Below are 23923 nucleotides of genomic sequence, written 5' to 3'. Positions count from 1 at the left end.
GAATTCAACCGCAACCACTTAACACCGAAACAAGCGCCATGTCCACACAAACCAATTTATTTGACGATGCCCAGCCTGAGCCGATCGAGCCGGATGAACCGGTATTCGACGGCGAAGCGCTGACCCTGTCCACCTTTGCCGAGCGCGCCTATCTCGATTACGCCATCTCCGTCGTCAAGGGCCGCGCCCTGCCCGACGTGTGCGATGGCCAGAAGCCCGTGCAGCGCCGCATCCTGTATGCGATGAATGAGCTGGGACTCAATTCCACGGCGAAGCCCCGCAAATCGGCGGCCGTGGTCGGCGACGTGCTGGGTAAATTGCATCCGCACGGCGACCAGTCCGTGTACGACGCGCTCGTGCGCATGGCGCAGGATTTCTCCTTGCGCTATCCGCTGATCGATGGCCAGGGCAATTTCGGCTCGCGCGATGGCGATGGCGCCGCAGCCATGCGTTACACGGAAGCGCGCCTGACGCCGATCGCCAAGCTGCTGATGGATGAAATCGGCATGGGCACGGTGGACTTCCAGCCCAACTACGACGGTTCGACGGAAGAACCGAAGCTGCTGCCGGCGCGCCTGCCGATGGTGCTGCTCAACGGCGCCTCCGGCATCGCCGTGGGCCTGGCAACGGAAATCCCGTCGCACAACCTGGCGGAAGTGGCGAAAGCGGCTGTCGCCATGATCCGCGATCCGAAGATGACGCACGCCGAGCTGATGGCCATCATTCCCGGCCCCGACTTCCCCGGCGGCGGCCAGATCATCACCCCGCCATCGCAGATCCAGGACATGTACGCGAGCGGCCGTGGCAGCATGAAGGTGCGTGCGCGCTGGAAGATCGAGGAACTGGCGCGCGGCCAGTGGCAAGCCGTCGTGACGGAACTGCCGCCAGGTACCTCGTCGCAAAAGGTGCTGGAAGAAATCGAGGAACTGACGAATCCGAAGATCAAGCTGGGCAAGAAGGCGCTGTCGCCGGACCAGGTGGCCCTGAAGGCGCTGATCCTCAATTCGCTCGACACCATCCGCGACGAATCTGGCCGAGCCGCGCCCGTGCGCCTCGTGTTCGAGCCGAAATCGAAGAACCAGGACCAGACGGAATTCATGCTGATGCTGCTGGCGCACACCTCGCTGGAATCGTCGACCTCGATCAACCTGGTGATGATCGGCGGCGATGGCCGTCCACGCCAGAAAGGCCTGGGCGACATCCTGCGCGAGTGGATCGACTTCCGCTTCGAGACCGTCACGCGCCGCACCGGCTACAAACTGGGCAAGGTCAAGGACCGCATCCATATCCTGGAAGGGCGCGAAGCGATCCTGCTCAATATCGACAAGGTGATCCAGATCATCCGCAATTCGGATGAACCGAAGGCGGCCCTGATCGAAGCGTTCAAGCTGTCCGAACGCCAGGCCGACGACATCCTGGAAATCCGCTTGCGCCAGTTGGCGCGCCTGGAGACGATCAAGATCCAGCAGGAACTGGCCGAGCTGCGCAAGGAAGAAAAGTCGCTGCAAGACCTGCTCGACAACCCGGGGTCGATGAAGCGCGCCATCATCCGCGAAATCGAGGCGGACGCCAAGCAGTTCGGCGATGCGCGCCGCACCCTGATCGAGGAAGCGCAGAAAGCCGTGGCGGAACAGAAGGTGGTCGATGAACCGGTCACCGTCATCATCTCGGAAAAAGGCTGGGTGCGCGCGCGTACCGGCATCGGCCACGATGCGGCGCAGTTCACGTTCAAGGCGGGAGACTCCCTGCATGGCGCCTTCGAGTGCCGCACGGTCGACACCCTGCTAGGCTTTGGCAACAACGGCAAGATTTACTCGGTTCCCGTCTCCGCGCTGCCCAACGCGCGCGGCGATGGCGTGCCGATCACGACCTTGTGCGACCTGAGCGGCGGCACGCCCGGCAACGCCGTGCGCATCCTCCATTACTTTGCGGGCAATGGCGCCACCAATTTGCTGCTGGCGTCGAGCGCAGGCTACGGCTTCATCGCCAAGGCGGGCGACATGACGAGCCGCCTGAAAGGCGGCAAGGCCTTCATCACCCTGGACGATGGCGACGTGCCTTTGGCGCCGAAAGTCATCCCCGAGGCGGCCAGCGCCCTGGCCTGCCTGACGGAAGGCGCACGCCTGCTGGTGTTCGGCCTCGATGAGATGAAAACCCTGTCCAAGGGCGGCACCGGCGTCAAGCTGATCGACCTCGATGCGAAAGACAAGCTGCTGGCCGTGCAGCCTATCACCCAGCGCGGCGTGGTGGTCTCGGGCATCGGCAGGGCTTCGAAACCACAGGATGCATCGCTGGGCGCCACGGCCCTGGCCGACCACTTCGGCAAGCGCGCCAAGAAAGGCAAGGCGCTGGCGGCCAAGCTGAAACCGGTCTCCATGGCGGCCATCGGCTGATCGGCATCCGGCCATACGAAAAGACAGGTTCGCCTGTCTTTTTTTTCGCCCATCGCCGCGCAGCGGCACAGGAAAAAATAGTTTTACAGATAATTTGACAGATATGTCCCTCGTTCACGTTATCCCTGCAGGCATGCCACCGGCACGCCGCCCACGGACAGGAGAGCAGCGATGATAAACAAGGTTTCAGGCAGGCTGCCATGCAGCGCCTGACCCCGGCCGAACGGCTGGTGGCGGCCATGGCGGCCGAAGGATTGCCGTATAAAAGCATCGCCAGGGAACTGGGCAAGTCGCCGGCCACCGTGCGCAACCAGCTGCATGCGATTTACCAGAAACTGGGCGTGGGCAACCGCACGGCGCTCGCGCACAAGCTCCGGGGTCATCCTTGACGCCGCGACAGGCGCAGCATCTCAGGCGTCGCTTCAACGATGTCGATCACGTCCTGCGCCCCGCCAGCATCGCCCAGCGCATAGCGGCCCATGCCCACGGGTACCAGCCGGGTCACGGGACCGGCGCGGGGGCGGTCATCGGGGCCGGGCGCCATGGACGTCAATGTCGCCTCCCCTTGCGCCGTGGCGCCGGCGGGCGCGCCGAACTCGAGCACCTTGCGCCCCTTGCGGCTGGGAGGAAAGACGAACGTGGCCGTGGGCCGGTACACCTCGATACCGTCTGCATCCTCCTCGAAGGAATGCGTCCAGCTGCCGCTGGGCAATGCCGTTGTCATGCCGTGCATGCCGCCTCCCGTGTCAACCATGGATGTCAGAAACACGATACCACGCCGCCCAGGCTTTCATAGCCGCTCACGGACGGCGACCAGGCCGTGCCGTTCCACGCCTTGTGGAACAGGGCGCCATTCGTGCCCGTGACAAAGACGTCGAGGCGATTCGGCGCCCAGGCCGTGGCGCGCGGACGCGAGGTGCATATGCCACCCAGGCTTTCAAAGCCCGTCACGGATGGCGACCAGGCGGATCCATTCCACGCCTTGTGATACAGGGCGCTGTCCGTGCCGATGACGAACAGGTCGAGCCGGTTGGGCGCCCACGACACGGCTTCCACTTCGCCCACGCAGATACCGCCCAGGCGCTCGAAGCCGTCGATGGACGGCCCCCATTTCGCGCCATCCCACCACTTGTGGTACAGAGCGCCATCGGTGCCCGTGACGAAGACGTCGAGGCGGTTCGGCCCCCACGCCACGGCCTTCGGCGCCGAGGTGCAGATGCCACCCAGGCGTTCATAGCCCGTCAGTGACGGTCCCCAGGCCGTGCCGTTCCACCACTTGTGGTACAGGGCCCGGTCCGTGCCGACAACGAAGACATCGAGGCGGTTCGGCCCCCAGGCCACGGCTTCCGGCTGGCCCAGGCAGATACCGCCCATGGCTTCGTAACCCGTCAAGGACGGCCCCCAGGCGGCTCCGTTCCACCACTTGTGATACAGGCCGCGGTCCGTGCCGACGACAAACACGTCGAGGCGGTTCGGTCCCCAGGCCACGGCGCGCGGGTCGCCCACGCACAAGCCACCCATCGCTTCATAGCCGGTCAGCGACGGCCCCCAGGCCGTGCCATTCCACCACTTGTGGAACAAGCCGCTGTCGGTGCCCGTGACGAATACGTCGAGCCGGTTCGGCCCCCACGACACCACCTGCGGGGCACTGGTGCAAATGCCGCCCTGCCCTTCATAGCCGGTGACGGACGGCGCCCAGGCCGTGCCATTCCATGCCTTGTGGTAGAGCGCGCGGTCCGTGCCCAGCACGAACACGTCGAGGCGGGTCGCGCCCCAGGCCACGACGGGAGACGAGCTCTGGCGCGGCGTGGCGCCTGCGCCTGTGCCACCCGTGCCGATGCTGGCGCGCGGGCCATCGAGACAGGCCTGCATGCGCGCCACCTGTCCCGCCGTGAACATGAACATGGCGGGATCGTCGACGTAATCCATATAGTTCATGAACATGTCGCCATTCGGCCCGTTGCTGCAGGACACCTGCGGAAACGAGGGCTGGCCCGTGTTCGGCCCGCCCTGGTTGGGCGTGTCGGCCACGTTGTCCGTGCCCGAACACCCGGTGCCGTCGTCGCCCCAGATATGGTTCAGATTCAGCCAATGGCCGATTTCATGCGTGGCCGTGCGCCCCAGGTGGAACGGCGGCGCCGCCGTGCCGGTCGTGCCAAAGGCCGATTGCAGGATCACCACGCCGTCGGTGGCGGCCGGGCCGCCGGGAAACTGCGCGTAGCCCAGCAAGCCGCCGCCCAGCTGGCACACCCATATATTCAGGTAGCTGTCGGCCGGCCAGGCATCCATGCCGCCCGTCGCCTGCGACTTGACGGCATCGTCCGCGCCAAACGAGGCCGCCGTCGTCTGGCGCCGCTCGATGCCGCTGGTGGCCGCGCCATGCGGATCGGTCGTGGCCAGCGCGAACTCCACGCGCGCATCGGCCGTCAGGGGCAGGAATGGCGCCGGCGTGCTGTTGACATCCGGGTTGACGCGCCGGAAGTCACGATTGAGCACATCGATCTGGCTGGCGATCTGCGCATCCGAAATATTCTGTGCGGCCGTATTCCACACCACGTGCACCACCACCGGTATCTGCGTCACGCCGGAACGTCCGGCAATGCTGCCGTCGCCCTCGTAGAGCCCGGCCAGGTTTTCGATATCGGCGCGCACGTTCGCATACGATGGATCTTCGCTCAGCAGGCGGCGATGCACGTCCATCGTGGCGCAGGTGCGCTTCTGCGGTGTACCGCCGCCCTGTCCACCGTCGCTGCCCCCCATGCCACCGCCACCGCCACCGCCACCATCGCCACCCATGCCACCGCCAGCCCCAAGCTGCATGCAGCTGGTGGCCGCCATGCCCTGCGGTGCCTGCTGCATGCCGCCGCCCGGCATGGCGCCGGCATCCGCGGCGGCCGTACCCTGGGTAAGCGCTGCCTGGTCGGCATACGACATGCCCAGGCGCGGCCCAGCCATGGCGTCGCCGTCCGCCGCAGCGTCGCCAGCCTGCATGTCGCCTTCGACCGGCATGGACTGCATGGCGGACACGGCAGGCGCGCCTTCCGCCGAACCGGTAGCCGGTGTTTTTTTCGTTTTAGCGGTGCTCATGATGTCTCCCTTCGTCTGTTTGCCAATTCACTATGGCACGGCGAAAAGAGGAGCATTTGTGCCAGATCAAGACTGGCAAGCGGTGCAAAAGAAAAGTGGCAGACGAAAAAAAGACAGCCGAAGCTGTCTTTTGGGCTTGCAGGCCGTGGCCCGCAAACAGGGAATTACTTGGCGGCGGCGGCCTTGACTTCAGCGTCGGCCTTGGCCTTGGCTTCTTCCGTCTTGGTGGCGGCGATGGCTTTATCGGCGTTCGCTTCCACTTTTTCCTTGGCGACCTTGGCATCCGCTTTCACGGAGGTTTTGCCTGCTTTCGCATCGGCCTTGGCGGCAGCCTTGTCAGCCTTGGCTTGCGCCTTCATCTTGTCTTCCGGATCGGCATCGGCCACTTTGTCGTGGGCCTTGGCCTTGGTTTTGTTCGCCTTGTGCTGGGCGTCGGCTTTCTTTTCGTCAGCCTTCATTTCAGCCTTGGCGACATTGGCGTCAGCCTTGGCATCGACTTTGGCTTCCTTGTTGGCAGCCTTGTTGATGTCGTGCTGCGCAGACGCCTGGGCGCTGGCAACGGCTGGGGTGACTGGCGACGTTTGCGCGATGGCAGCGGTGGCAAACAGGGTAGCGATCAGGGCGGCGAGTAATTTGTTCATGATGAGACCTTTCAATATGGTTTAATTTTATTCTTACTAAAGGCGGGCAAAATGTTCAAAATTTGCCAGGCATCGCGCTGTTTCTTGATGTAGCGCAATGGCATGACTTCATAGTAAAGATAACTGGCAAACCACACAGTGCGTTAGCGCACTCAACGGAAAATATGTGCAATTCGGCAAATTTCCCATCGAGCGCGGCTGTACGCTTCAGGACCTCATGCCCGTACGGCCAGCGCCGCGTGGCGCGCCGCCACCCACTCCTCGTTGGCCGGCTCCACGCCCACCACGATGCGGCTGGCATCGCTGGAAATACGGCTGGCGTTGCGCGCATTGGCATCCGCATCGAGCACGGGGCCAATAAAGCCCAGCTCGGCGCAGATGCGCTGGCGCAGCTCGGCGCTGTGTTCGCCGATACCTGCCGTAAACACCAGCATGTCCAGTCCGCCCAGAACGGCCGTCAGGGCGCCGATCTCGCGCACGATACGGCGGATATACAAGGCCAGCGCGGCGCGGATACGCTCGCCCGTGGCATCCTGCCGGTCCTGCTGCGCCAGCAAGACCGGCGGGTCGGCCGACACGCCCGACACGCCCAGCAAGCCCGACTCGTGGTACAGCACATGCGCCACTTTTTCCAGCGACAGTTTTTCGATCTCCATCAGGTAGATGACGGCGCCCGGGTCGAGCGAACCGCAGCGCGTGCCCATCATCAAGCCGTCGAGCGCGGAAAAGCCCATGGTGGTGGCCACGCTGTGCAAATTATCCATGGCGCACAGGCTGGCGCCGCTGCCCAGGTGTGCCACGATGACCTTGCCGCGCGCGGCAGCGCCAAAACGCTGCTCCAGCACCAGCGACTGGTATTCGTACGACAGGCCGTGGAAGCCATAGCGGCGCAAGCCCCGTTCCCACGCATCGTACGGCAGGGCCAGCATCTGCTCGACCTGCGGCACCGTGTGGTGGAAGGCCGTGTCGAAGCACGCCACCTGGGCGATATCGGGCCGCGATTCGAGCAGCACCTCGATCGCCTCCAGCGCGAACGGCTGGTGCAGGGGCGCCAGCGGCACAAAACTTTTCAGGTCGGCCAGCACTTTGAAATCGATGCGCACGGGGGCGAAATACTTGCTGCCGCCATGCACCACGCGGTGCGCCACGGCGCGCAGCGGACGCCCGGCCAGCTGCGCCACCACTTGCGCGCGGATGTATTCGAGAGCCGCGTGATGCGGCTGCTCCGCATCGAGCTGCAAGGCGATTGCCGGCAGGCCCCCGGCGCGGTACGTGGCGTTTTCGCGGCCGATGCCTTCTACCTTGCCGCTCCATTGCGCTTGCTGCGGCAACACGCCGCCCGCTTGCTCGAACAGGGCGAACTTGATGCTCGACGAGCCGCAATTGAGCACCAGGATCAGGGTGCCGTCGGCATGTTGGAGTGCTTCGTTCATGGCGGCGTGCTCCGGTAATGGTTGGCCAGCATCACGGCGATGGCGCACGAGGCGATGCGGCTGGCGCGCGAATCGGCGCGGCTGGTCAGGATGACGGGGACTTTCGCGCCCAGCACGATGCCGGCGCTGTCGGCGTCGCCCATGTATTCGAGCTGCTTGGCCAGCATGTTGCCGCTTTCCAGGTCGGGCACCAGCAAGATGTCGGCGCGGCCCGCCACCTCGGAAACGATGCCCTTGACGGTGGCGGCGGCGATCGACACGGCGTTGTCGAAGGCCAGCGGGCCGTCGAGGATCGCCCCCGTGATCTGGCCACGGTCGGCCATCTTGCACAGGGCGGCCGCGTCCAGGGTGGCCGGCATGTCCGCATTCACCGTTTCCACGGCGGCCAGGATGGCCACGCGCGGGCAGGCCACGCCGATCACGTGCGCCAGGTCGATGGCGTTGCGCACGATGTCGGCCTTCATGGCCAGGTTCGGCGCGATATTGATGGCTGCGTCCGTGATGATGAAGGGACGCGGATACGCAGGCGTCTGCATCAGGAAGCAGTGGCTGATGCGGCGCTTGGTGCGCAGGCCGGCGCTGGCCGACAGCACGGCCGACATCAGCTCATCCGTGTGCAGGCTGCCCTTCATCAGCGCCTCGACTTCCCCTTTCCCCGCCAGTTCGGCGCCGCGCGCGGCGGCCGCATGGCTATGTTCGACGTCTTCGATGGCGATGCCTTCCAGGCTCAGGCCCGCCTCCAGCGCCACCGCCTCCAGGCGCGCGCGCGGCGCCACCAGCACAGGCGTGATCAGGCCAGCCGCGTAGGCATCGAGCGCGCCGGACAGGCTCAGTTCATCGCAGGGGTGGATCACGGCGACCCTGATCGGCCCCAGGGTGCGCGCGTGCTCCAGCAGGCGCCGCGTGCCGTCGCCGTTATGCAGGCGCACTTCGGGCAAGGTGGCGCGCGTCCTTTCGATCTGCTCGGCGGGCGCGATCACCTGCGCCTCGCCATCGAGCACCACGGCGCCGTGCTGGTTGACGCAGCGGCAAGCCAGGGTCACGTGGCGGTTGCGCGGCTCGCGCGCCGTGACGGTGACGCTGATGGCCAGCGTATCGCCCACGCGCACTGGTTGCAGAAAGCGCAGGGTCTGGCCCGTGTAGACGGTGCCGGCGCCGGGCAGTCGCGTGCCCAGCACGGCGGAAATGAGGGCCGCGCCCCACATGCCGTGGGCGATCACGCCCTGGTAGCGGGTGGCGGCGGCAAATTCGGTATCGAGGTGCTGCGGGTTGTCATCGCCCGACATCACCGCGAACAGGGCGATATCGTCCATGCTCAGGGTGCGGGTGATGCTGGCTGTGTCGCCGATGGCGATCTGGTCGAAGGTGCGGTTACGCACGATATGCAAATCATCGTCTTGGGTAGTGGTCATCGTGGTCTTCTATACAGGGGTAATGTGTTTGGCCGGCTTGGCTTTTGGCCCGGCAGGGGATGCGCCCGCGTCCGACGGCAAGGCCTTCGCTTGCGCCTTGACCGCGCGGTCGAAGACGTCCAGCATCTGCTGCAGGCTCGCCTCCTCGTCCGGCGTCGGCGCCTCGGGCACTTGCAGCACTTGCTGCAGCCACTCGGCCAGCGCGCCGATGTCGTCCGGGTCGGCGCGCGACAGCAAGGTCGGCAAGGCCGCGATGGCCGCATCGAAATCATGCAGCATCAAGCGCGCCTGCTGGCGCACGATACCGCGGAATTCCTCCATGCCGACATCCTGCCGGTATTGCGGCTTGATCAATTTCAGGGCCAGGTTGACCCTGCGCTCGTCGGCGATCATGCGGAAGCGGTAGATGTAGAACAGCGCGCGCACGGCCGCTTCCACCAGGCCGCCCCGCTGCATGTCTTCGTCCATCTTGCGCGTTTCGCAGCGCACGTATTCGCAATGCTCGGGCGAAATGCCGGGATGGGGGCGCGGCGGCGCCGTATCGCCGATGGCTTGTCCCGTCAGCGCCTGCACCAGCGGCGAGCCGTACACCAGGTCGAAGGTGGTTTCCTGCAGCGTATCGCGCCAGTCGCGCCAGCCGTTCAAGCCGGCCGTGATGGCGCCGGAGATGGCTTCCTGCATGGCCAGCAGCGGGTTGTCGGGCGATACCGGCTGGCGGTGGGCGCGCACTTTTTCCGCCTCCTTGGCCACCAGCCTGGCCAGCGGATTATGGTCCGTCCAGCGCTCGTACGACACACGCAGCGGATGCGCGAGCTGCAGGAAGCGCGCCGTCTGCGGCGTGACCATGGCGCGCACCCACGGCTGCGCAAACGTGCGATACAGGGCCAGGTTCACTTCGGACACGCGCGCGGCGGCGGCGAATTTGCGGTCGTTTTCCACGCTTGGCTGCACGATGGCGCGCACGTCGTCGATGCCGCGGTGTTCGACCTGCAGCACATAGTCGCCGCTGGCCAGGTCCGCGTTCGGCGTATCGGGCGTCTTATCGACGATCCTCGCTTCGTAGATGCCGGCTGGCAGCAGGTTGATCAGGTCGATATTGCTGGCGAATTTCTGGTGTTCCTTGTGCCCCACCTTGGCCGAGACGAAGATACCCAGGTGGCCGATGCTGTCGTGCACGGCATACACGATGGTCTGGTCGTGCATCAGCACATCCTTGTCGTCGCGGTACAGGTCCGTGATCCAGCCCAGCGCCTGCGGCGGCGGCGTGATGTTGTCGCCGTTCGAGCAGAACACGACGATGGGCGAACGGATATTGCGCAAGTCCAGGCGCACGCCGTCGGAGGTAATCAATTCCGCCGTGGCCAGGCGGTTGCCGATGAACAGATTGTCGACGATGTACTGCATCTCGACGTCGTTGAGGAAGACATGGCCGCCCCAGTATTTTTCAAATTCCAGGTAGCGTGGCGCTTCCGTGTCGATGTTCGCATACAGGTTGTACTGCTTGCTCCACAGGGTATTGGCCGGGTTGAGCTTTTCGAAATTCTGCACCAGGCTGGCGCCGTCGAAGCGGCCGTTGCCCAGGTCGCCCGCCAGCGCCGTGGCCCAGCTTCCGCCCATCAGCCCACCCGCGTAGCGCATCGGGTTGCGGCCATGCCAGCCGGCCCAGTAGGACACGGGCGCGCCGGCCACGATGATGGGACCGAACAATTCCGGGCGCATCGCCGCCGTCATGAGGATTTGCCAGCCCGCCTGGCAATTGCCGATGACGACGGGCTTGCCTTCGCTGAGCGGATGCAGGGCGATGACTTTTTCCAGGAAGGCCGCCTCGGCGTGCATCACGTCTTCCACCGTCTGTCCCGGCACGGGATCGGGCAGGAAGCCGATGCAGTAGCACGGGTGGCCGGCGCGCAGGGCCACGCCGATCTCGCTCTCGGCCTTGAAGCCGCCGATGCCGGGACCGTGGCCGGCGCGCGGATCGACGACGACGAATGGCCGCTTCGATGGATCGGGTTCCGGCGCATCGGGCGTCAAGATGCGCGCCAGGCCGTAGTTGACGGGACGCGCCAGTTCCAGGCCCGACATCACCAGTTCGGCGGGGAAGTCCAGCACGTTCGGCACTTCCTCGGCCATGTGCTCCTGGTACTGGTTGCCGCGCCGGCGCATCACGTCCGCATACAGCACGATGCGCTGCCACGAGTCGCGCGCATAGTCGCCCAGCACGCCCAGCGACGGCAAGCCGCCGGTGGAGAAAAATGGTGCAGCTTCGATCTTCATGGCTATCCTTTTCATGCAAAAAACGCCGGACCATTCCGGCGCGGGGGCTACGCCATCTGGCTGATGGTCTTGCGAAAGCGCGCCAGCGCGAAGGTAAACAGGGCCGTGCCGATGGCCAGCAAGGCCAGGAACGGTTTCCACACCACGTCGATGCCGGCACCCCGGTACAGAATCGCCTGGCTCAACTCGACGAAATGCGTGGTCGGGGCGATCAGCATGATGTTCTGCACCAGTTCGGGCATGCTTTCGCGCGGCGTGCTGCCGCCCGACAGCATCTGCAGCGGCAGCAGCACGAGGATCAGGAGCATGCCGAACTGCGGCATGCTGCGCGCCACGGTGGCGAGGAAGATGCCCATCGAGGTGGTGGCAAACAGGTGCAGGGCCGCGCCGCACAGGAACAGCGCGATCGAACCCTCTATGGGCACGTGCAGCATGCCGCGCACCACCAGGTTCAGCGACAGGGCGGCAGCCAGCAGCACCACGAGGCCCATCGACCAGACCTTGCCCAGCATGATCTCGGCCGGCGTCACGGGCATCACCAGCAAATGCTCGATGGTGCCGTGTTCGCGCTCGCGGATCAGGGCCGCCCCCGTGAGAATAATCGACAGCATCGTCACCTGGTTGATGAGCTCCATCAGCGAGCCAAACCAGGCCTGGCTCAGCGACGGATTGAAACGCGCGCGCATCACCAGCTCCACGGGCGAGACTGTCGCGCCCCGATAGCGCTTGGCGAATTCGGACACCTCGCCGGCGACGATCTGCTGGATGTAGCCGCTGCCGCTGAAAGCCTGGCTCATGCGCGTGGCGTCCACGTTCAGCTGCAATTCCGCCTGGCGCCCGCCCAGCACGTCCGCCTGCAGCTTGGGCGGTATCGTCAGCACGAAGGTGTACTGGCCCGCGTCCAGGCCCGCATCGACCTGGCCCTGGTTGATCATGGCTGGCGGCGTGAACTGCGGCGGGAAGAAGGCCGAGGCGATGCGCCCGGACAGGGGCGAGCCATCCTCGTCGACGATGGCGATCGACGCCATGTGCAGGGTTTCCGGCTTGGCCGTGGCGGCCACGTAGATCGCCAAGGTAAACGTGTAGAGGATCAGGATCAGCATCATCGGGTCGCGGATCAGGCTCCAGATTTCCTTCACGCCCAGGCGGTAGATATTTTCAAGATGCCGCATATCAGCTCTCCTGTTTCTTCAGCAGCGCCACCGTCACGCCGAGGATCACGGGAATGGCCACGATCAGGGGCCAGAACGAGGCGTGCAGATCGCCAAAGCCCAGCGCCTTGTTGAACACGCCCCTGCTGATATTGAGCATGTGCGTGGCCGGGTACATCAGGCCGATGGCCTTGCCCACGCCTTCCATCGACGAGACGGGATTGAGCAGGCCGGAAAACTGGATGGCCGGGATCATGGTGCCGATCATGGTCACGAACAGGGCCGCGATCTGGCTGCGCGTAAACGTCGAGGCGAACAGGCCGATGCCGGTGGCGCAGATATTGAAGATGAAGGTGGCGCCGATCAGGGTCGGCAAGCTGCCCTTGATCGGCACGCCAAAGGCGGTGACGGCCAGCAGCGCCATGAGGACAAAGTTGAACATGGCCAGCACGACGTACGGCACCTGCTTGCCGAGCAAGAATTCCAGGCGCGTCACGGGCGTCACGTACAGGTTGATGATGGAGCCCAGTTCCTTTTCGCGCACCACGGACAGCGCCGCCAGCATGGCCGGCAGCATCAGCAGCAGCAGGGGAATCACGGCCGGCACCATGGCCGGCAGGCTTTTCACGTCCGGGTTGTAGCGGTAGCGCGTCTGGATGGCGACGGGGTTGTTCATGGTGATGCCATAGCGGTGCAAGGCCTGGTCGGCCAGCCACAACTGGTGCATGCCCTGCACGTAGCCCTGCACGGTTTCGGCGCGCATCGGCATGGCACCGTCGATCCACGCGCCCACCTGTGCCGGCGCGCCGCGCTGCACGTTGCGCGCGAAGCCGGGCGGGATCTCGATGGCCAGCGACAACTCTCCGCTGCGCATGCGCTTGTCGATATCGGCATAGTCGCGCAGGGGCGGACGTTCGACGAAGTAGCGCGAACCGGCCAGGTTGTTCGTGTAATTCTGGCTCAGGGTGGTCTGGTCGTGGTCAAGCACCGCATAACTGAGATCTTCGACATCCAGGCTGATGCCGAAGCCGATGACGAACAGCAGCAACACGGAGCCGCCCAGCGCCAGGGTCAGGCGCACGGGGTCGCGCCGCAGTTCCAGTGTCTCGCGCCACATGTAGCTGAGCATGCGGCTCAGGCTGAAACGGCTGCGCTGGTGTTCCTGCCGCGGTGCGGCCACTTCAGCCTTCTGCGCGGGCACCTCGCTTTCCTGCTCCGCCGGTGCCGTGCCGCCGCCCGCCTCTTCCAGGTAAGCGATGAAAGCCGCTTCCAGCGACGGCGCGCCCTTCTTGCGCACCAGTTCTGCCGGCGCATCGCTGACCAGCACTTTACCGGCATGCATCAGCGAAATGCGGTCGCAGCGCTCGGCCTCGTTCATGAAGTGGGTGGAGATGAAAATGGTGACGCGGTCGCGCCGGGCCAGCTCGATCATCAGGCGCCAGAAATTGTCGCGCGCAATCGGATCGACGCCGGACGTCGGTTCGTCGAGGATCAGCATTTCCGGCTTGTGCACCATGGCCACGGCCAGCGACAGGCGCTGGCGTATGCCCAGCGGCAGGCTGTCGGGCAAGTCGTCCATCACCGCGCGCAAGTCGAAGCGCTGCGCCATTTCGTCGATGCGCGCCCCTATTTCGCCGTCGGGCACGTGGAACAGGCGCGCATGCAGCACCAGGTTCTGGCGCACCGTCAGCTCGCTGTACAGAGAGAAGGCCTGCGACATGTAGCCGACCCTGCGGCGCGTGTCGATATCGCTGGAGTCGACCTCCTTGCCGAACAGCCAGGCCTTGCCTTCCGTGGCCGGCAGCAGGCCCGTGAGCATCTTCATGGTGGTCGACTTGCCGCAGCCGTTCGAGCCGAGAAAACCAAAGATCTCGCCGCGGCCGATGCGGAAATTCACATGGTCGACAGCCGTAAAATCGCCAAAGCGCATGGTCAGGTCTTGCGCCTCGATGGCGACGTCCTGCGCGCTGGCAGCGTCCAGAGGCGTGATGACCACGGGCTGGTGGCCCGCGCGCTTGGCTTCCGGCAGCAGTTTGATGAAGGCCGCTTCCAGATTGCCGCTCTGCGTGCGCGCCAGCAGTTCGGCCGGCGTGCCCGTGTCGAGCACCTTGCCGTCGTCCATGGCGACGAGCCAATCGAAGCGCTGCGCCTCGTCCATGTAGGCGGTGGCCACCATCACGCTCATTTGCGGGCGCTGCACGCGGATGCCGGCGATCAAGTCCCAGAACTGGGCCCGCGCCAGCGGATCGACGCCGGTGGTGGGCTCATCGAGAATGAGCAGGTCGGGATCGTGGATCAGCGCACAGCACAGGCCCAGCTTCTGCTTCATGCCGCCCGACAGCTTGCCCGCCGGGCGCGCCAGGAAGGGCTGCAAGCCCGTGCTGCGGGTCAGCTGGTCGATGCGGCGGCGGCGTTCGGCGGCGTCGTGGCCGAACAGGCGCGCGAAAAACTGCAGGTTTTCCTCGACCGACAGGGTCGGATACAGATTCTTGCCCAGGCCTTGCGGCATGTAGGCGATGCGGGGGCAGACGTCGTCGCGGTGGCGCGCATCGCGCATGTCGCCGCCCAGCGCCATGACGCTGCCTTCCTGTACCGCGCGCGCGCCGGCCACCAGCGACAGCAGACTCGATTTGCCCACGCCATCGGGTCCGATCAGGCCCACCATGCAGCCGGCCGGCACATCTAGGTCGATGCCGTCGAGCGCCACCGTCTTGCCGTAATGCTGGCTGACGCCCCGGATGCTGACGACGAAATTGTTCACGTCCATGGTCACTGCGGGACCTTCGCCGTCAGTTCAGCGGGCCATGCCTGCTTCGCATCGAGACGCACCCAGGCCACGCCGGGCAAGCCCACTTTCACCAGCGCCAGGTGCTTTTGCAGCAGCTCGCGGCTGATCTGCGCTTTCACGCGGAACATCAGTTTCTGGCGCTCGCTGGCCGTTTCCACCGTCTTCGGCGTGAACTGCGCGCTGGCGGCGACAAACGAGATCGTCGCCGGAATCACGTAGTTGGGCGCCGCGTCGAGGATGATGCGCACTTCGCCGCCCATCGCCACCTTGCCGGCCGCCGTCTCGGGCAGGAAGAAGGTCATGTAGACGTCCGACAGGTCGACCAGGTTGAGCACCTTGCCGCCACCGGCCAGCACTTCGCCCTGCTGCGCCACCAGGTATTGCACGCGGCCGTCGCGCGGCGCCGTCAGCTGGCCATCGGCCAGGTCGGAATCGATGCGCGCCGTGGTCGCCTCGGCGGCAACGACGGCGGAACGCGAACCGACCACCTGTGCCCGGGCCGCGTCGATGGCCGCCTGCGCCGCCGTCACCTGCGCCTTGGCCGCATTCAGGGCGGCTGCCACGCTGCGCACGCGGGCACGGTCGTCGTCGAGTTCCTGCACCGAGGAAGCGCCCTCTTTCGACAGGGTTTCGGAACGGGCCAGACGGCGGCGCGCCGCATCGAGTTCGCTTTCGCGCTGCGCCACGATGGCCAGCGCGGCGGCCTTGTCGCTCTCGCGCACGGCCACTTGCGCCTGCGCGCCGACCACGGCGTCGGACGCCTGCTGCTGGCGCGCGCGCGCCTCGTCGCGCTGGGCCGTCAGCGAATCGACCTGCATGGTGGCCAGCGGCTGGCCCGCCTTGACGAAGTCGCCCTCGCGCACGAGGATCTCCTTGACCCTTCCCGCCAGCTTGGTGGCGACGTCGATTTCCGTCGCTTCGATGCGGCCATTGCCGCTGACAAAGCCTTCGCCAGGGCCCGTGGGACGCATTTTTTGCCAGGCCACATAGCCCAGCACAAGAACGGCCACGACCAGCGCCGCGGGGATGAGTTTTTTCTTCAGTTGTGGAGTCATGGTATCGGGGCGATCAAATTAGTGGGTGGAAGCGGCGGCGGAAGTGGCTGGCGCGCCACCGCCCAGCGCCGCATACAGGCTGACCTGGCTCGAGAGCAGCGCGCGGCGCGTCTGCACCAGCTGCTGCTCGACCGTCAGCAAGTCGCGCTGTGCATCGAGCACTTCCAGGTAGGGCGCTGCGCCATTGTCGTAGCGCAGCTTGGCCAGGCGCGCCCGTTCGCTCTGCGCGGCCAAAGTCGTCTTGCCGATGTCGACCTGCAGCGCCAGCCAGCGCCGGTTCGACAGCGCGTCGGCCACTTCGCGGAAGGCGCCCTGCACGCTTTTTTCGTAATTGGCCACGGCCACGTCGCGGCGCACCTCGGCCAGGTCCATATTGGCGCGGATACGGCCCGCGTCAAAGATCGGCAGCACCAGGCGCGGCGCGACATTCCACGCGCCGCTGCCCGAATCGAACAAGCCGCTCAATTCCGCGCTGGCCGTGCCGTAGGCCGCCGTCAGCGAAATCGTCGGGAAGAAGGCGGCGCGCGCGGCGCCGATATTGGCCTGCGCGGCGCGCAGCTGGTGTTCGGCCGCCATCAGGTCGGGACGCTGCGTGAGCAAAGCCGAGGACAGGCCCGCATGCAGCGGCTGCAGCACGCTGGCGTCGTCGAAGCGGCGCACCTCACCAGCCACCGGCGCCAGGTCGACGGGGCTGCCCACCAGCTGGGCCAGCGCGTGCGCCTGCACGGCGCGCGCCTGCTCCAGCTGGGCCGACAGCGACAAGGCCTGGCTGAGCAGGGTTTCCACCTGCGTCAGGTCCAGCTTGGAAATCGACCCCACCTCGAAGCGGCGCGTGAAGATGCGCAGCGATTCGGCGCGGCTGTCGACCGTGGCGCGCGCCAGTTCCACCCGTTCATCGAGTTCGCGCAAGCCCAGGTAGCCATTCGCCACCTGCGCCACCAGGGCCACGCCGACGGCGCGGCGCGCCTCGTCGCTGGCCAGCAGGGTTTGCAGCGCGCTGTCCTTCAGGCTGCGCACCCGGCCCCAGAAATCGAGCTCCCAGGCACTCACGTTCAAGCCCGCCTGGTACTGCGCGCTCGTCATGGGGCGGCCCGTCACGCTCAGGTCACCTGGCACACGCGCGCGGCTGCCGGAGGCGCCCAGCGCAATGGTGGGAAATTGTTCGGCGCGCTGGATGCCATATGCGGCGCGCGCCTCTTCCACGCGCAGGGCGGCGATACGGATGTCGCGGTTGCTGGCCAGCGCCTGCGCAATCAGCGCCTGCAGGCGCGCGTCGGCAAAGTAGGCTTGCCAGGCGACGTCGGGGGCGTGCGCGCCGGCCGGATCGGTTTCCGGATATTGCGCCGCCACCGGCAGCGGCGGTGGCGCGTACGGCGGCGCCATCGAGGCGCAGCCGGCCAGGGCCAGCATGGTGGCCAGCGCGGCCATCCTGGCGCGGTTGGGCAAAGTAGAAACAGCCATGGTCATCATCTTCCAGTCAATTCAGAATGTTGTAGCCGCCATCGACATACAGGGTGCCGCCCGTGATGGCGCGCGCGCCGTCGCCGGCGAGGAAGGCGCACAACGCGCCCACGTCCTCGATGGTGGCCAGGCGGCGCATGGGCGAGCGTTCGATGGCGTCAGCCATCAGGCGGTCGAAATGGGCAATGCCGGAAGCGGCCCGCGTCTCCAGTGGCCCCGGCGAAATGGCGTTGACGCGGATGCCTTGCGGCCCCAGTTCGGCGGCCAGGTAGCGCACCGACGCTTCCAGCGCCGCCTTCACGGGCCCCATCAGGCCATAGTCGGCGATGACTTCCTCGGCGCCCAGGTAGCTCATGGTCATCAGGCTGCCGCCGTCCGGCATCAGCGGTTCGGCCAGTTTCGCCATGCGCATGAAGGAGTGGCAGGAGACATCCATGGCCTGCGCAAAGCCGTCGGCGGAACTGTCCGTCACGCGGCCATGCAAGTCCTGCTTCGGCGCGTAGGCGATGGAGTGGACGACGAAATCGAGCCGCCCCCACTGCCGTTCGATCTGCGCGAACAGCGCTTCGAGCTGGCCCGGCACGGCCACGTCAAGCGGCGCCATGATGGCCGCCTGCACTTGCTGCGCCAGCGGCTCCACGTGCGGCCTGGCCTTGTCATTGAGCCAGGTCACGGCCAGTTCGGCGCCGGCCGCGCGCAGGGCGCTGGCGCAACCCCAGGCGATGCTTTGCCCATTGGCAATGCCCACCACCAGGCCCCGCTTGCCCTGCAAAGGCAAGTGCTGCGGCAAGGCGGCCATCATGCCTGGACTGGACGCAGGGCGGGCCACGGCGTGGCCGCATGCACGCAGCGCACCGCGCCGGCGCGCATGGCGGCGGCGCACATGGCCAGGGTGACGCCACCGGCGCGCGCATACGGCAAGGCAATCGGAGTGTGGGGGTGTAAGGTACTGCACGCGCCAGGCGCGGGGGTCTGCATCTTCATGAATCGGCTTCCGTCACTGAAATTCGAGGCCGGCACCAGTGCATTCTCGGGGAACTGGTACAGGGCGAAAATTACTCTACAGCATTTAGATACGTGATTCGCGATGAGTCCGGTCCACATGCTTATCGTTTTGAGCTAGGTCAACTATAAGTGCGATTGCGGCAATGCAACATTGATGTAAATCAAATTTTACCGCAATATTATCTAAATGAAATATTTTTCAGGCAAGCGTGCGAGCGTATGTATTTGATAATACTACCGGGCTGACGGGAAGAAAAGACGGCATGCGGGCGCAGATGCATATTGCCTGAAAAACAAGCGGATCTGGGCAGTGGTGGAAGGCAGGCGGCGGGACGAGGCAGAAAGGGGGCCATGCTATTGCGTTGCAACATGGCCCACCATGCATTACAGGACAGACTTGAACGGTCTTATTTTTCCGGCGCCGGTGCGGGACGCGAATACAGGTCGATGATGGTGCTGATGCCATCCTGGCATACGGAGCAGAACGTCTCGCTGCGGTCGAACATGATGCACTGCATCTCCGGTCGGTAGTAGCCGGACGACTCGTAGTTCGCGCCCTCGAAGGCGCCCACTGCATGGCGCTGCGGCGCTTTCGAGAACAACTGCTGCGTGTACGCCAGGTCTGCCTTGAACAGGTCGCTCATCTCGCTTTCAGGACGGTTGGCCGCGCGCAGGGCCGCGCGCTGCTTCTGGTATTCGCGCGCATGGCTGTCGTATGCTTCCTTCGGCCAGGGCGTCGGCAGCGGCGTGCCGGCCTTGACGTGGTTTTTCCATTTCAGCCTGGCCGGATCGCGCAGCGCGGTGGCGTTCGGCTCCCACGGCTCCTGGCGCTCGCCATTCGACTGGTAAGCCACGGGCGAGGTGTAGTACTCGTCGGCCAGGCCGGCGAAATGGTGGCCGAATTCATGCACGAACAGGTAATTGGCCCAGTCGCTGTTCGCTGCCGCCGTGCTGAACTGACCGAAGATGCCGCCGCCGCCGTAGGTATCGTTATTCACGAGGATTTCGATGAATTCATACGGCGCATATTGCGCCAGGTCGCGCAGCGCGCGGTTGTCCGTCGTCAGCACATAGCGCTCGCTGCCGAAGATATCGTAGCGCGTGCCCAGCGGCGAGGCGTGATGCACGCCCGTCGATGGACGCGACACGCCCGATTCCTGCGTCGGCGCGGCCATGGCCCACACATTGAAGTCATTGGCCCGCTCGCGAAATGGCGAGACGGTAAACAGGTGCTCGGCCAATTTGCGCGCCGCCGCTTCGAACTTGCCCATTTCGGCGGCCGTATAGCCATCGCCCATGATCAGCAGGTCAACCTTGCCGGACGAGGGGCCACTGATGCGGATCGGGATAGGCTTGACGGGCGCCGGCGGCTGCTTGCGGATCACGTCCTGCGCCGCCGGGTCGACATCGGTGCTCCACACGATGGAAAACAGGCCGCGCTCGTCGCGCTTGAGGATGCGCACGCGCACGGGGTGCTCGGGCTGCGGGAAGCGCACGGATTCCTGGAAGGCGCGCGTGGTGGTTTTCGCTTCATCCGTGCTGGCCCATTCGCCGAAGATGGTGGAAAAACCGCGCGAGTACAGCACCTTGCCCGACTTGATGTCAACCACTTCCAGCAGGTTGTTGCCGCGGTTGCTGTCATCGATGGGACGCGCCAGGTTGCCCGGCCATGGCAGGGGCTCGACCAGCACGCGCTCGACCGCATAGTGCTCGCTCAGCGCATTGCCGCTGTGCTGGTAATCGAGGCGCATGGTGGCCGGCAGCGGCGCGTTGTCCGCCTGCGCGGCAGGGACGATGCCGGCGGCCAGCGCCAGCGCGCAGAGGAAGGATCGAATCGGGGTCTGCTGCATGTCATTCCTAAAACGGTAGAAAAACAGGTGAAGGGATCGGTTTTCCAAACAATCGGCGGGCCTGCCGGCAGGCGCGGGAAAAACCGCTGCGGCACATTGTAGCGACAGGAAGGGAGCGTGCAAAGCGCCCATATCAGACGATGCGCTTGACCAGGCGATGCAATCGCCTTATATTAGATCGACTAGTCGATTTATAAAAGGACAGAACCATGCGCACCATCGATCCCGGCAAACACGCGGCCCGCCGCGACGCCATTCTCGCCGCCGCGCGCAGCTGCTTTGCGCGCAAGGGCTTTCACCAGACCAGCACCGCCGCCATCTGCGCGCAAGCGGGCATGAGCCCCGGCAACCTGTTTCATTACTTCCCCACCAAGCAAGCCATCATCGCCGCCATCGTCGACCAGGAAGGCAGCGAGACGGCCGCGTATTTCGCCGGCGTGCGGGGCAGCGCCGATGCCTACGGCGCCCTGCTCGATTTCATGGACCTGGTGCTGGCGCTGGCGGCCGATGGCGACTTTGCGGGGCTGGCGCTGGACATTTCCGCCGAGGCGATGCGCGACACGGATATCGCGGCCAGGGTGGCGCGCAACGACGCTACCCTGCGCCGCGGCCTGCAAACCTTGCTGGAAGAGGCGGCCGCAGCGGGCCAGGCCGACGCCGCGCTGGACGCCGCGCAGACGGCCAGCTGGATCGCCGCGCTGATTGACGGCATCTTCAACCGGGTCGCCGTCGATCCCCAATACGCCCCGCTGGCGCAGCGGGCCAGCCTGCACCTGTTATTGGCGCGCTTCCTGCGCCCTGCCCTGGCATGAGCGGCGCCATGAAAACCCCGTCCGCGCGCATCGCCGACGTCGACGCCCTGCGCGGCTGCGCCCTGTTCGGTATCCTGGTCGTCAATATCGGCGCCTTCGCCACGCCCTGGTTCGGCCTGGGCTTGACCGATCCCGCCTTTCACGGCGGCGTGGACCGCGCCACGCACTTCCTCGTCGCCCTGCTGTTCGAGACCAAGTTCTACCTGCTGTTTTCCTTCCTGTTCGGCTACAGCTTCACCTTGCAGATGCAGGCGGCGGTGCGCGCCGACGCGCCGTTCGTGCCGCGCATGCTGCGCCGGCAAGCGGGCCTGTGGCTGATCGGCGCCCTGCATGCCGTGTTCCTGTTTCATGGCGACATACTCACCACCTATGCCGTGCTGGGCATCGTGCTGCTGGCGCTGCACCGCTGCGGCGAACGCCAGGCACTCACTCTGGCCGGCATCCTCGTCACCGTCTGCGTCGCATTCTGGGCCGGCATGGCGTGGCTGCAAAGCCTGCAACCGGCGGGCGACGTCGCGGACAACGCCGTGGCGATGGCGCAAAAGGCGGCAAGCGCGCTGGCCGCCTACCACGCCACGCCGGCCGCCGTCGTCAAGCAGCACCTGCGCGAACTGCGTGAAATCTGGATCGTCCTGCTGCTGGTGCAGGCACCGTGTGCGCTGGCCATGTTCCTGTGCGGCCTGGCCGCCGGCAAGCGCGAGATGCTGCTGCACGCCAGCGATTATCTGCCGCTGCGCCGCCGCCTGCTGTGGGCGGGCGCGCTGGCGGGACTGCCTGGCGCCGCCTTCTATGCGTGGACCTCCGTGTATGCGCAAAGCCAGGCATGGCAGGTGGCGGGACTGGCCGTGGGCCTGGCAAGCGCGCCGCTGCTGGCTGGCGCTTATGTGGCGCTGGCGCTGGCCCTGTTCGAGCGCCTGCGCGACGGCACGCTGTTTGCGCTGCTGGCGGACACGGGCCGCATGGCCCTGTCGAACTACCTGCTGCAGTCGGCCATCTGCGCCGTGCTGTTCCTCGCGTATGGCGCACGGCTGATGGGCAGCGTCTCGCCGCTCGGTGCCCTGGCGCTGGCGCTCATCATCTTTTGCGCGCAGTTGCCGCTGAGCCGCTGGTGGCTGCGCGGCCACGCGTATGGCCCCGTCGAGTGGCTGCTCAGGGCCTTGACGATCGCCGCGTGGCCGCGCTGGCGGCGGTAGCGCGGCGCTTACTTGTAGCGGTACAGCGGCTGGCGCAACTGGATGGGGCGGATATCGAGGCGCAGCTTCAGCACCGAATACGCTTCCGCCTCGGTCGAGCTGTAGCCGACGCTGTTGACGGTTTTACTGAAGCGGAATTCAAAGCCCAGGTCCGGATACGGATCGCGCGGGTTGCCGAAGGCGATGCCGATGGCTTCCTGCTGCGCGTTGTCGATCAGGTTGCCCATCAGGTCCAGCACGGCGTTATTGCCGAGGATATCGTTGGTGAACACGGGTTCGCGCATGTCGGGCTGGTTCGGATCGAGCTTGTTGTCGGCCTTGTCCGGCGACGGCGTAAACACGCGCGTGACGAGGTTGAATTTGTCGCCCCGGTCCAGGTAGCTGATGGCCGCATTGCTGATATTGAAATTTTTCACGCCACGGTCGCTGATGGCGCCCGACAGGTCGATCAGCAGGGCGCCGCTGTAGCCGATGACTTCCACGTCGCGCATGGCGTCGACCACCATGGCGCTGTTTTCATCGATGCCCAGGCCCAGGTGATAGCCTTTTTTCAGCATCACGGGAATCATTCGGGCGAAACGGCCGCGCACCAGCAAATGCTGGTCCACGAAGACATCGCTGCCGATGAAGCCCAGGCCAGGCGCGATCTCGCGGCCATCCGTGACGCCCATCTTGAGCATGTCGAGCACGGGCTTGGCGTCGTAGAACATGGTGGTACTCATGATGGCGGCGCCGGCGCTGGAACCGGCGATCACGCCGCCGTTGCGGTAGACCGACCAGATGGCTTCCAGCGCTGCCGTACGGCTGCCGTCCGGACGCAGCAAGGCTTGCGTGATGCGTCCCTGGTCGCCGCCGGCAAAATAAATGCCGCTGGCCGACTTGATCTGCGTGACGATGGCCGGGTCTTCGGCGGCCTTGCGGTAATCCCTGTTCGGCAGCTTGACGGCCAGCGGCACGAAAAAGGCATCGGCGCCATATTGGTTCAACTTTTTGATGATGCTTTCGCCCGATTTTTCCGGGTTCATCGCGGCCGAGGCCAGCACGGCGATGCGCGCGCCTGGCCCGCCCGACAACTTGACGATGCGCTGCCAGACTTCGGCATTGTCGGCGCGCAGGCCGCCGCCAATGATGACGAGCGTTCCCTGCGGCGCGCTGCCGATGGCACTGCCACCCGGCGCCGCCACGGCATGGACGCTGCACAATGCCAGCGCGAACAGCAGCGCGGCGCGGAAGGTGTGATACAGGCTTGCGGATGATTTCATGGTGCCTTTCAAATACAAGAAAAGTGGCGCACGCTTGTTGATGCAGGCACGCGCCCTTGCTGCCAATACTGCTGCTTGCAATACTGCTGCTTGCAACCCAGCGCCA

At 65.5% G+C, this 23923-nt stretch carries 18 protein-coding genes; 4 read left to right on the top strand and 14 right to left on the bottom strand.

All coding sequences use genetic code 11. The features are described from left to right. Positions 1-38: 38 nt before the first annotated feature. On the top strand, positions 39-2393 hold the full coding sequence (gene parC, locus BLT98_RS11195) for a DNA topoisomerase IV subunit A (protein ID WP_092607713.1): 2355 nt from the start codon (positions 39-41) through the stop codon (positions 2391-2393). A 200-nt stretch (positions 2394-2593) separates the two neighbouring features. Then, a complete protein-coding gene (locus tag BLT98_RS11190) occupies positions 2594-2782 on the top strand; it encodes a helix-turn-helix domain-containing protein (protein ID WP_034780317.1) in 189 nt (62 codons plus the stop codon). Here the strand turns inward: BLT98_RS11190 and BLT98_RS11185 are convergent. The 13 genes from BLT98_RS11185 to BLT98_RS11125 all read right to left on the bottom strand — a co-directional run bounded on the left by BLT98_RS11185 (position 2773) and on the right by BLT98_RS11125 (position 20550). After that, positions 2773-3126 carry a hypothetical protein gene (locus BLT98_RS11185; protein ID WP_139179220.1) on the bottom strand — a complete coding sequence of 118 codons (354 nt, stop codon included), beginning with the start codon at positions 3124-3126 and terminating at the stop codon, positions 2773-2775. The genes BLT98_RS11190 and BLT98_RS11185 overlap by 10 nt on opposite strands. A 26-nt stretch (positions 3127-3152) precedes the next feature. Then, positions 3153-5480 (bottom strand): DUF8189 domain-containing protein, encoded by a 2328-nt coding sequence (locus BLT98_RS11180; protein ID WP_211614933.1) that lies wholly within the window; start codon positions 5478-5480, stop codon positions 3153-3155. A gap of 164 nt (positions 5481-5644) precedes the next feature. Beyond that, a complete protein-coding gene (locus BLT98_RS11170; RefSeq protein ID WP_034780321.1) occupies positions 5645-6121 on the bottom strand; it encodes a hypothetical protein in 477 nt (158 codons plus the stop codon). Between the two features lie 215 nt (positions 6122-6336). Next, a complete protein-coding gene (locus tag BLT98_RS11165; protein ID WP_092607704.1) occupies positions 6337-7554 on the bottom strand; it encodes an acetate/propionate family kinase in 1218 nt (405 codons plus the stop codon). Continuing rightward, a complete protein-coding gene (locus tag BLT98_RS11160) occupies positions 7551-8966 on the bottom strand; it encodes a bifunctional enoyl-CoA hydratase/phosphate acetyltransferase (RefSeq protein WP_092607701.1) in 1416 nt (471 codons plus the stop codon). The genes BLT98_RS11165 and BLT98_RS11160 overlap by 4 nt, the downstream gene beginning before the upstream one ends. 9 nt (positions 8967-8975) lie before the next feature. Continuing rightward, positions 8976-11240, bottom strand: a complete 2265-nt coding sequence (locus tag BLT98_RS11155) for a DUF3141 domain-containing protein (RefSeq protein WP_092607698.1) — start codon at positions 11238-11240, stop codon at positions 8976-8978. A gap of 47 nt (positions 11241-11287) precedes the next feature. Further along, a complete protein-coding gene (locus BLT98_RS11150; RefSeq protein WP_092607695.1) occupies positions 11288-12412 on the bottom strand; it encodes an ABC transporter permease in 1125 nt (374 codons plus the stop codon). Between the two features lies 1 nt (position 12413). After that, complete coding sequence (gene rbbA, locus BLT98_RS11145; protein ID WP_092607692.1) at positions 12414-15158, bottom strand: ribosome-associated ATPase/putative transporter RbbA; 2745 nt, start codon at positions 15156-15158, stop codon at positions 12414-12416. Positions 15159-15160: 2 nt separating this feature from the next. Continuing rightward, positions 15161-16234, bottom strand: a complete 1074-nt coding sequence (locus BLT98_RS11140) for an HlyD family secretion protein (RefSeq protein ID WP_092607690.1) — start codon at positions 16232-16234, stop codon at positions 15161-15163. A gap of 18 nt (positions 16235-16252) precedes the next feature. Beyond that, complete coding sequence (locus tag BLT98_RS11135; protein ID WP_092608661.1) at positions 16253-17701, bottom strand: efflux transporter outer membrane subunit; 1449 nt, start codon at positions 17699-17701, stop codon at positions 16253-16255. 10 nt (positions 17702-17711) lie between these two features. After that, entirely contained in the window at positions 17712-18497 is a 786-nt protein-coding gene (gene fabI / locus BLT98_RS11130; protein WP_170846361.1) for an enoyl-ACP reductase FabI, read from the bottom strand. Next, entirely contained in the window at positions 18494-18679 is a 186-nt protein-coding gene (locus BLT98_RS28755) for a hypothetical protein (protein WP_139144621.1), read from the bottom strand. The genes fabI and BLT98_RS28755 overlap by 4 nt, the downstream gene beginning before the upstream one ends. 428 nt (positions 18680-19107) lie before the next feature. After that, positions 19108-20550, bottom strand: a complete 1443-nt coding sequence (locus tag BLT98_RS11125; RefSeq protein WP_092607687.1) for an IgA Peptidase M64 — start codon at positions 20548-20550, stop codon at positions 19108-19110. Between the two features lie 209 nt (positions 20551-20759). Between BLT98_RS11125 and BLT98_RS11120 the strand changes: the two genes are divergently transcribed. Together BLT98_RS11120 and BLT98_RS11115 are read left to right on the top strand one after the other, a co-directional pair. After that, a complete protein-coding gene (locus BLT98_RS11120) occupies positions 20760-21362 on the top strand; it encodes a TetR/AcrR family transcriptional regulator (protein WP_092607684.1) in 603 nt (200 codons plus the stop codon). An 8-nt stretch (positions 21363-21370) separates the two neighbouring features. Further along, positions 21371-22555 carry a DUF418 domain-containing protein gene (locus BLT98_RS11115; protein WP_170846360.1) on the top strand — a complete coding sequence of 395 codons (1185 nt, stop codon included), beginning with the start codon at positions 21371-21373 and terminating at the stop codon, positions 22553-22555. 8 nt (positions 22556-22563) lie between these two features. On the opposite strand, the gene BLT98_RS11110 is transcribed toward BLT98_RS11115, so the two are convergent. Beyond that, on the bottom strand, positions 22564-23817 hold the full coding sequence (locus tag BLT98_RS11110) for a cyanophycinase (RefSeq protein ID WP_034780338.1): 1254 nt from the start codon (positions 23815-23817) through the stop codon (positions 22564-22566). Between the last annotated feature and the right edge of the window lie 106 nt (positions 23818-23923).

It is taken from the genome of Janthinobacterium sp. YR213, assembly GCF_900099875.1.
Lineage (GTDB): Bacteria > Pseudomonadota > Gammaproteobacteria > Burkholderiales > Burkholderiaceae_D > Janthinobacterium > Janthinobacterium lividum.
This window is presented reverse-complemented; position numbering and strand designations above follow the sequence as displayed.

What these genes read in the sequence shown, in the direction of transcription:
- parC (WP_092607713.1), top strand. Translation starts at nt 39, where the DNA reads ATGTCCACACAAACCAATTTATTTGACGATGCCCAGCCTGAGCCGATC.
- BLT98_RS11190 (WP_034780317.1), top strand. Translation starts at nt 2,594, where the DNA reads ATGCAGCGCCTGACCCCGGCCGAACGGCTGGTGGCGGCCATGGCGGCC.
- BLT98_RS11185 (WP_139179220.1), bottom strand. Translation starts at nt 3,126, where the DNA reads ATGCACGGCATGACAACGGCATTGCCCAGCGGCAGCTGGACGCATTCC.
- BLT98_RS11180 (WP_211614933.1), bottom strand. Translation starts at nt 5,480, where the DNA reads ATGAGCACCGCTAAAACGAAAAAAACACCGGCTACCGGTTCGGCGGAA.
- BLT98_RS11170 (WP_034780321.1), bottom strand. Translation starts at nt 6,121, where the DNA reads ATGAACAAATTACTCGCCGCCCTGATCGCTACCCTGTTTGCCACCGCT.
- BLT98_RS11165 (WP_092607704.1), bottom strand. Translation starts at nt 7,554, where the DNA reads ATGAACGAAGCACTCCAACATGCCGACGGCACCCTGATCCTGGTGCTC.
- BLT98_RS11160 (WP_092607701.1), bottom strand. Translation starts at nt 8,966, where the DNA reads ATGACCACTACCCAAGACGATGATTTGCATATCGTGCGTAACCGCACC.
- BLT98_RS11155 (WP_092607698.1), bottom strand. Translation starts at nt 11,240, where the DNA reads ATGAAGATCGAAGCTGCACCATTTTTCTCCACCGGCGGCTTGCCGTCG.
- BLT98_RS11150 (WP_092607695.1), bottom strand. Translation starts at nt 12,412, where the DNA reads ATGCGGCATCTTGAAAATATCTACCGCCTGGGCGTGAAGGAAATCTGG.
- rbbA (WP_092607692.1), bottom strand. Translation starts at nt 15,158, where the DNA reads ATGGACGTGAACAATTTCGTCGTCAGCATCCGGGGCGTCAGCCAGCAT.
- BLT98_RS11140 (WP_092607690.1), bottom strand. Translation starts at nt 16,234, where the DNA reads ATGACTCCACAACTGAAGAAAAAACTCATCCCCGCGGCGCTGGTCGTG.
- BLT98_RS11135 (WP_092608661.1), bottom strand. Translation starts at nt 17,701, where the DNA reads ATGACCATGGCTGTTTCTACTTTGCCCAACCGCGCCAGGATGGCCGCG.
- fabI (WP_170846361.1), bottom strand. Translation starts at nt 18,497, where the DNA reads ATGATGGCCGCCTTGCCGCAGCACTTGCCTTTGCAGGGCAAGCGGGGC.
- BLT98_RS28755 (WP_139144621.1), bottom strand. Translation starts at nt 18,679, where the DNA reads ATGAAGATGCAGACCCCCGCGCCTGGCGCGTGCAGTACCTTACACCCC.
- BLT98_RS11125 (WP_092607687.1), bottom strand. Translation starts at nt 20,550, where the DNA reads ATGCAGCAGACCCCGATTCGATCCTTCCTCTGCGCGCTGGCGCTGGCC.
- BLT98_RS11120 (WP_092607684.1), top strand. Translation starts at nt 20,760, where the DNA reads ATGCGCACCATCGATCCCGGCAAACACGCGGCCCGCCGCGACGCCATT.
- BLT98_RS11115 (WP_170846360.1), top strand. Translation starts at nt 21,371, where the DNA reads ATGAAAACCCCGTCCGCGCGCATCGCCGACGTCGACGCCCTGCGCGGC.
- BLT98_RS11110 (WP_034780338.1), bottom strand. Translation starts at nt 23,817, where the DNA reads ATGAAATCATCCGCAAGCCTGTATCACACCTTCCGCGCCGCGCTGCTG.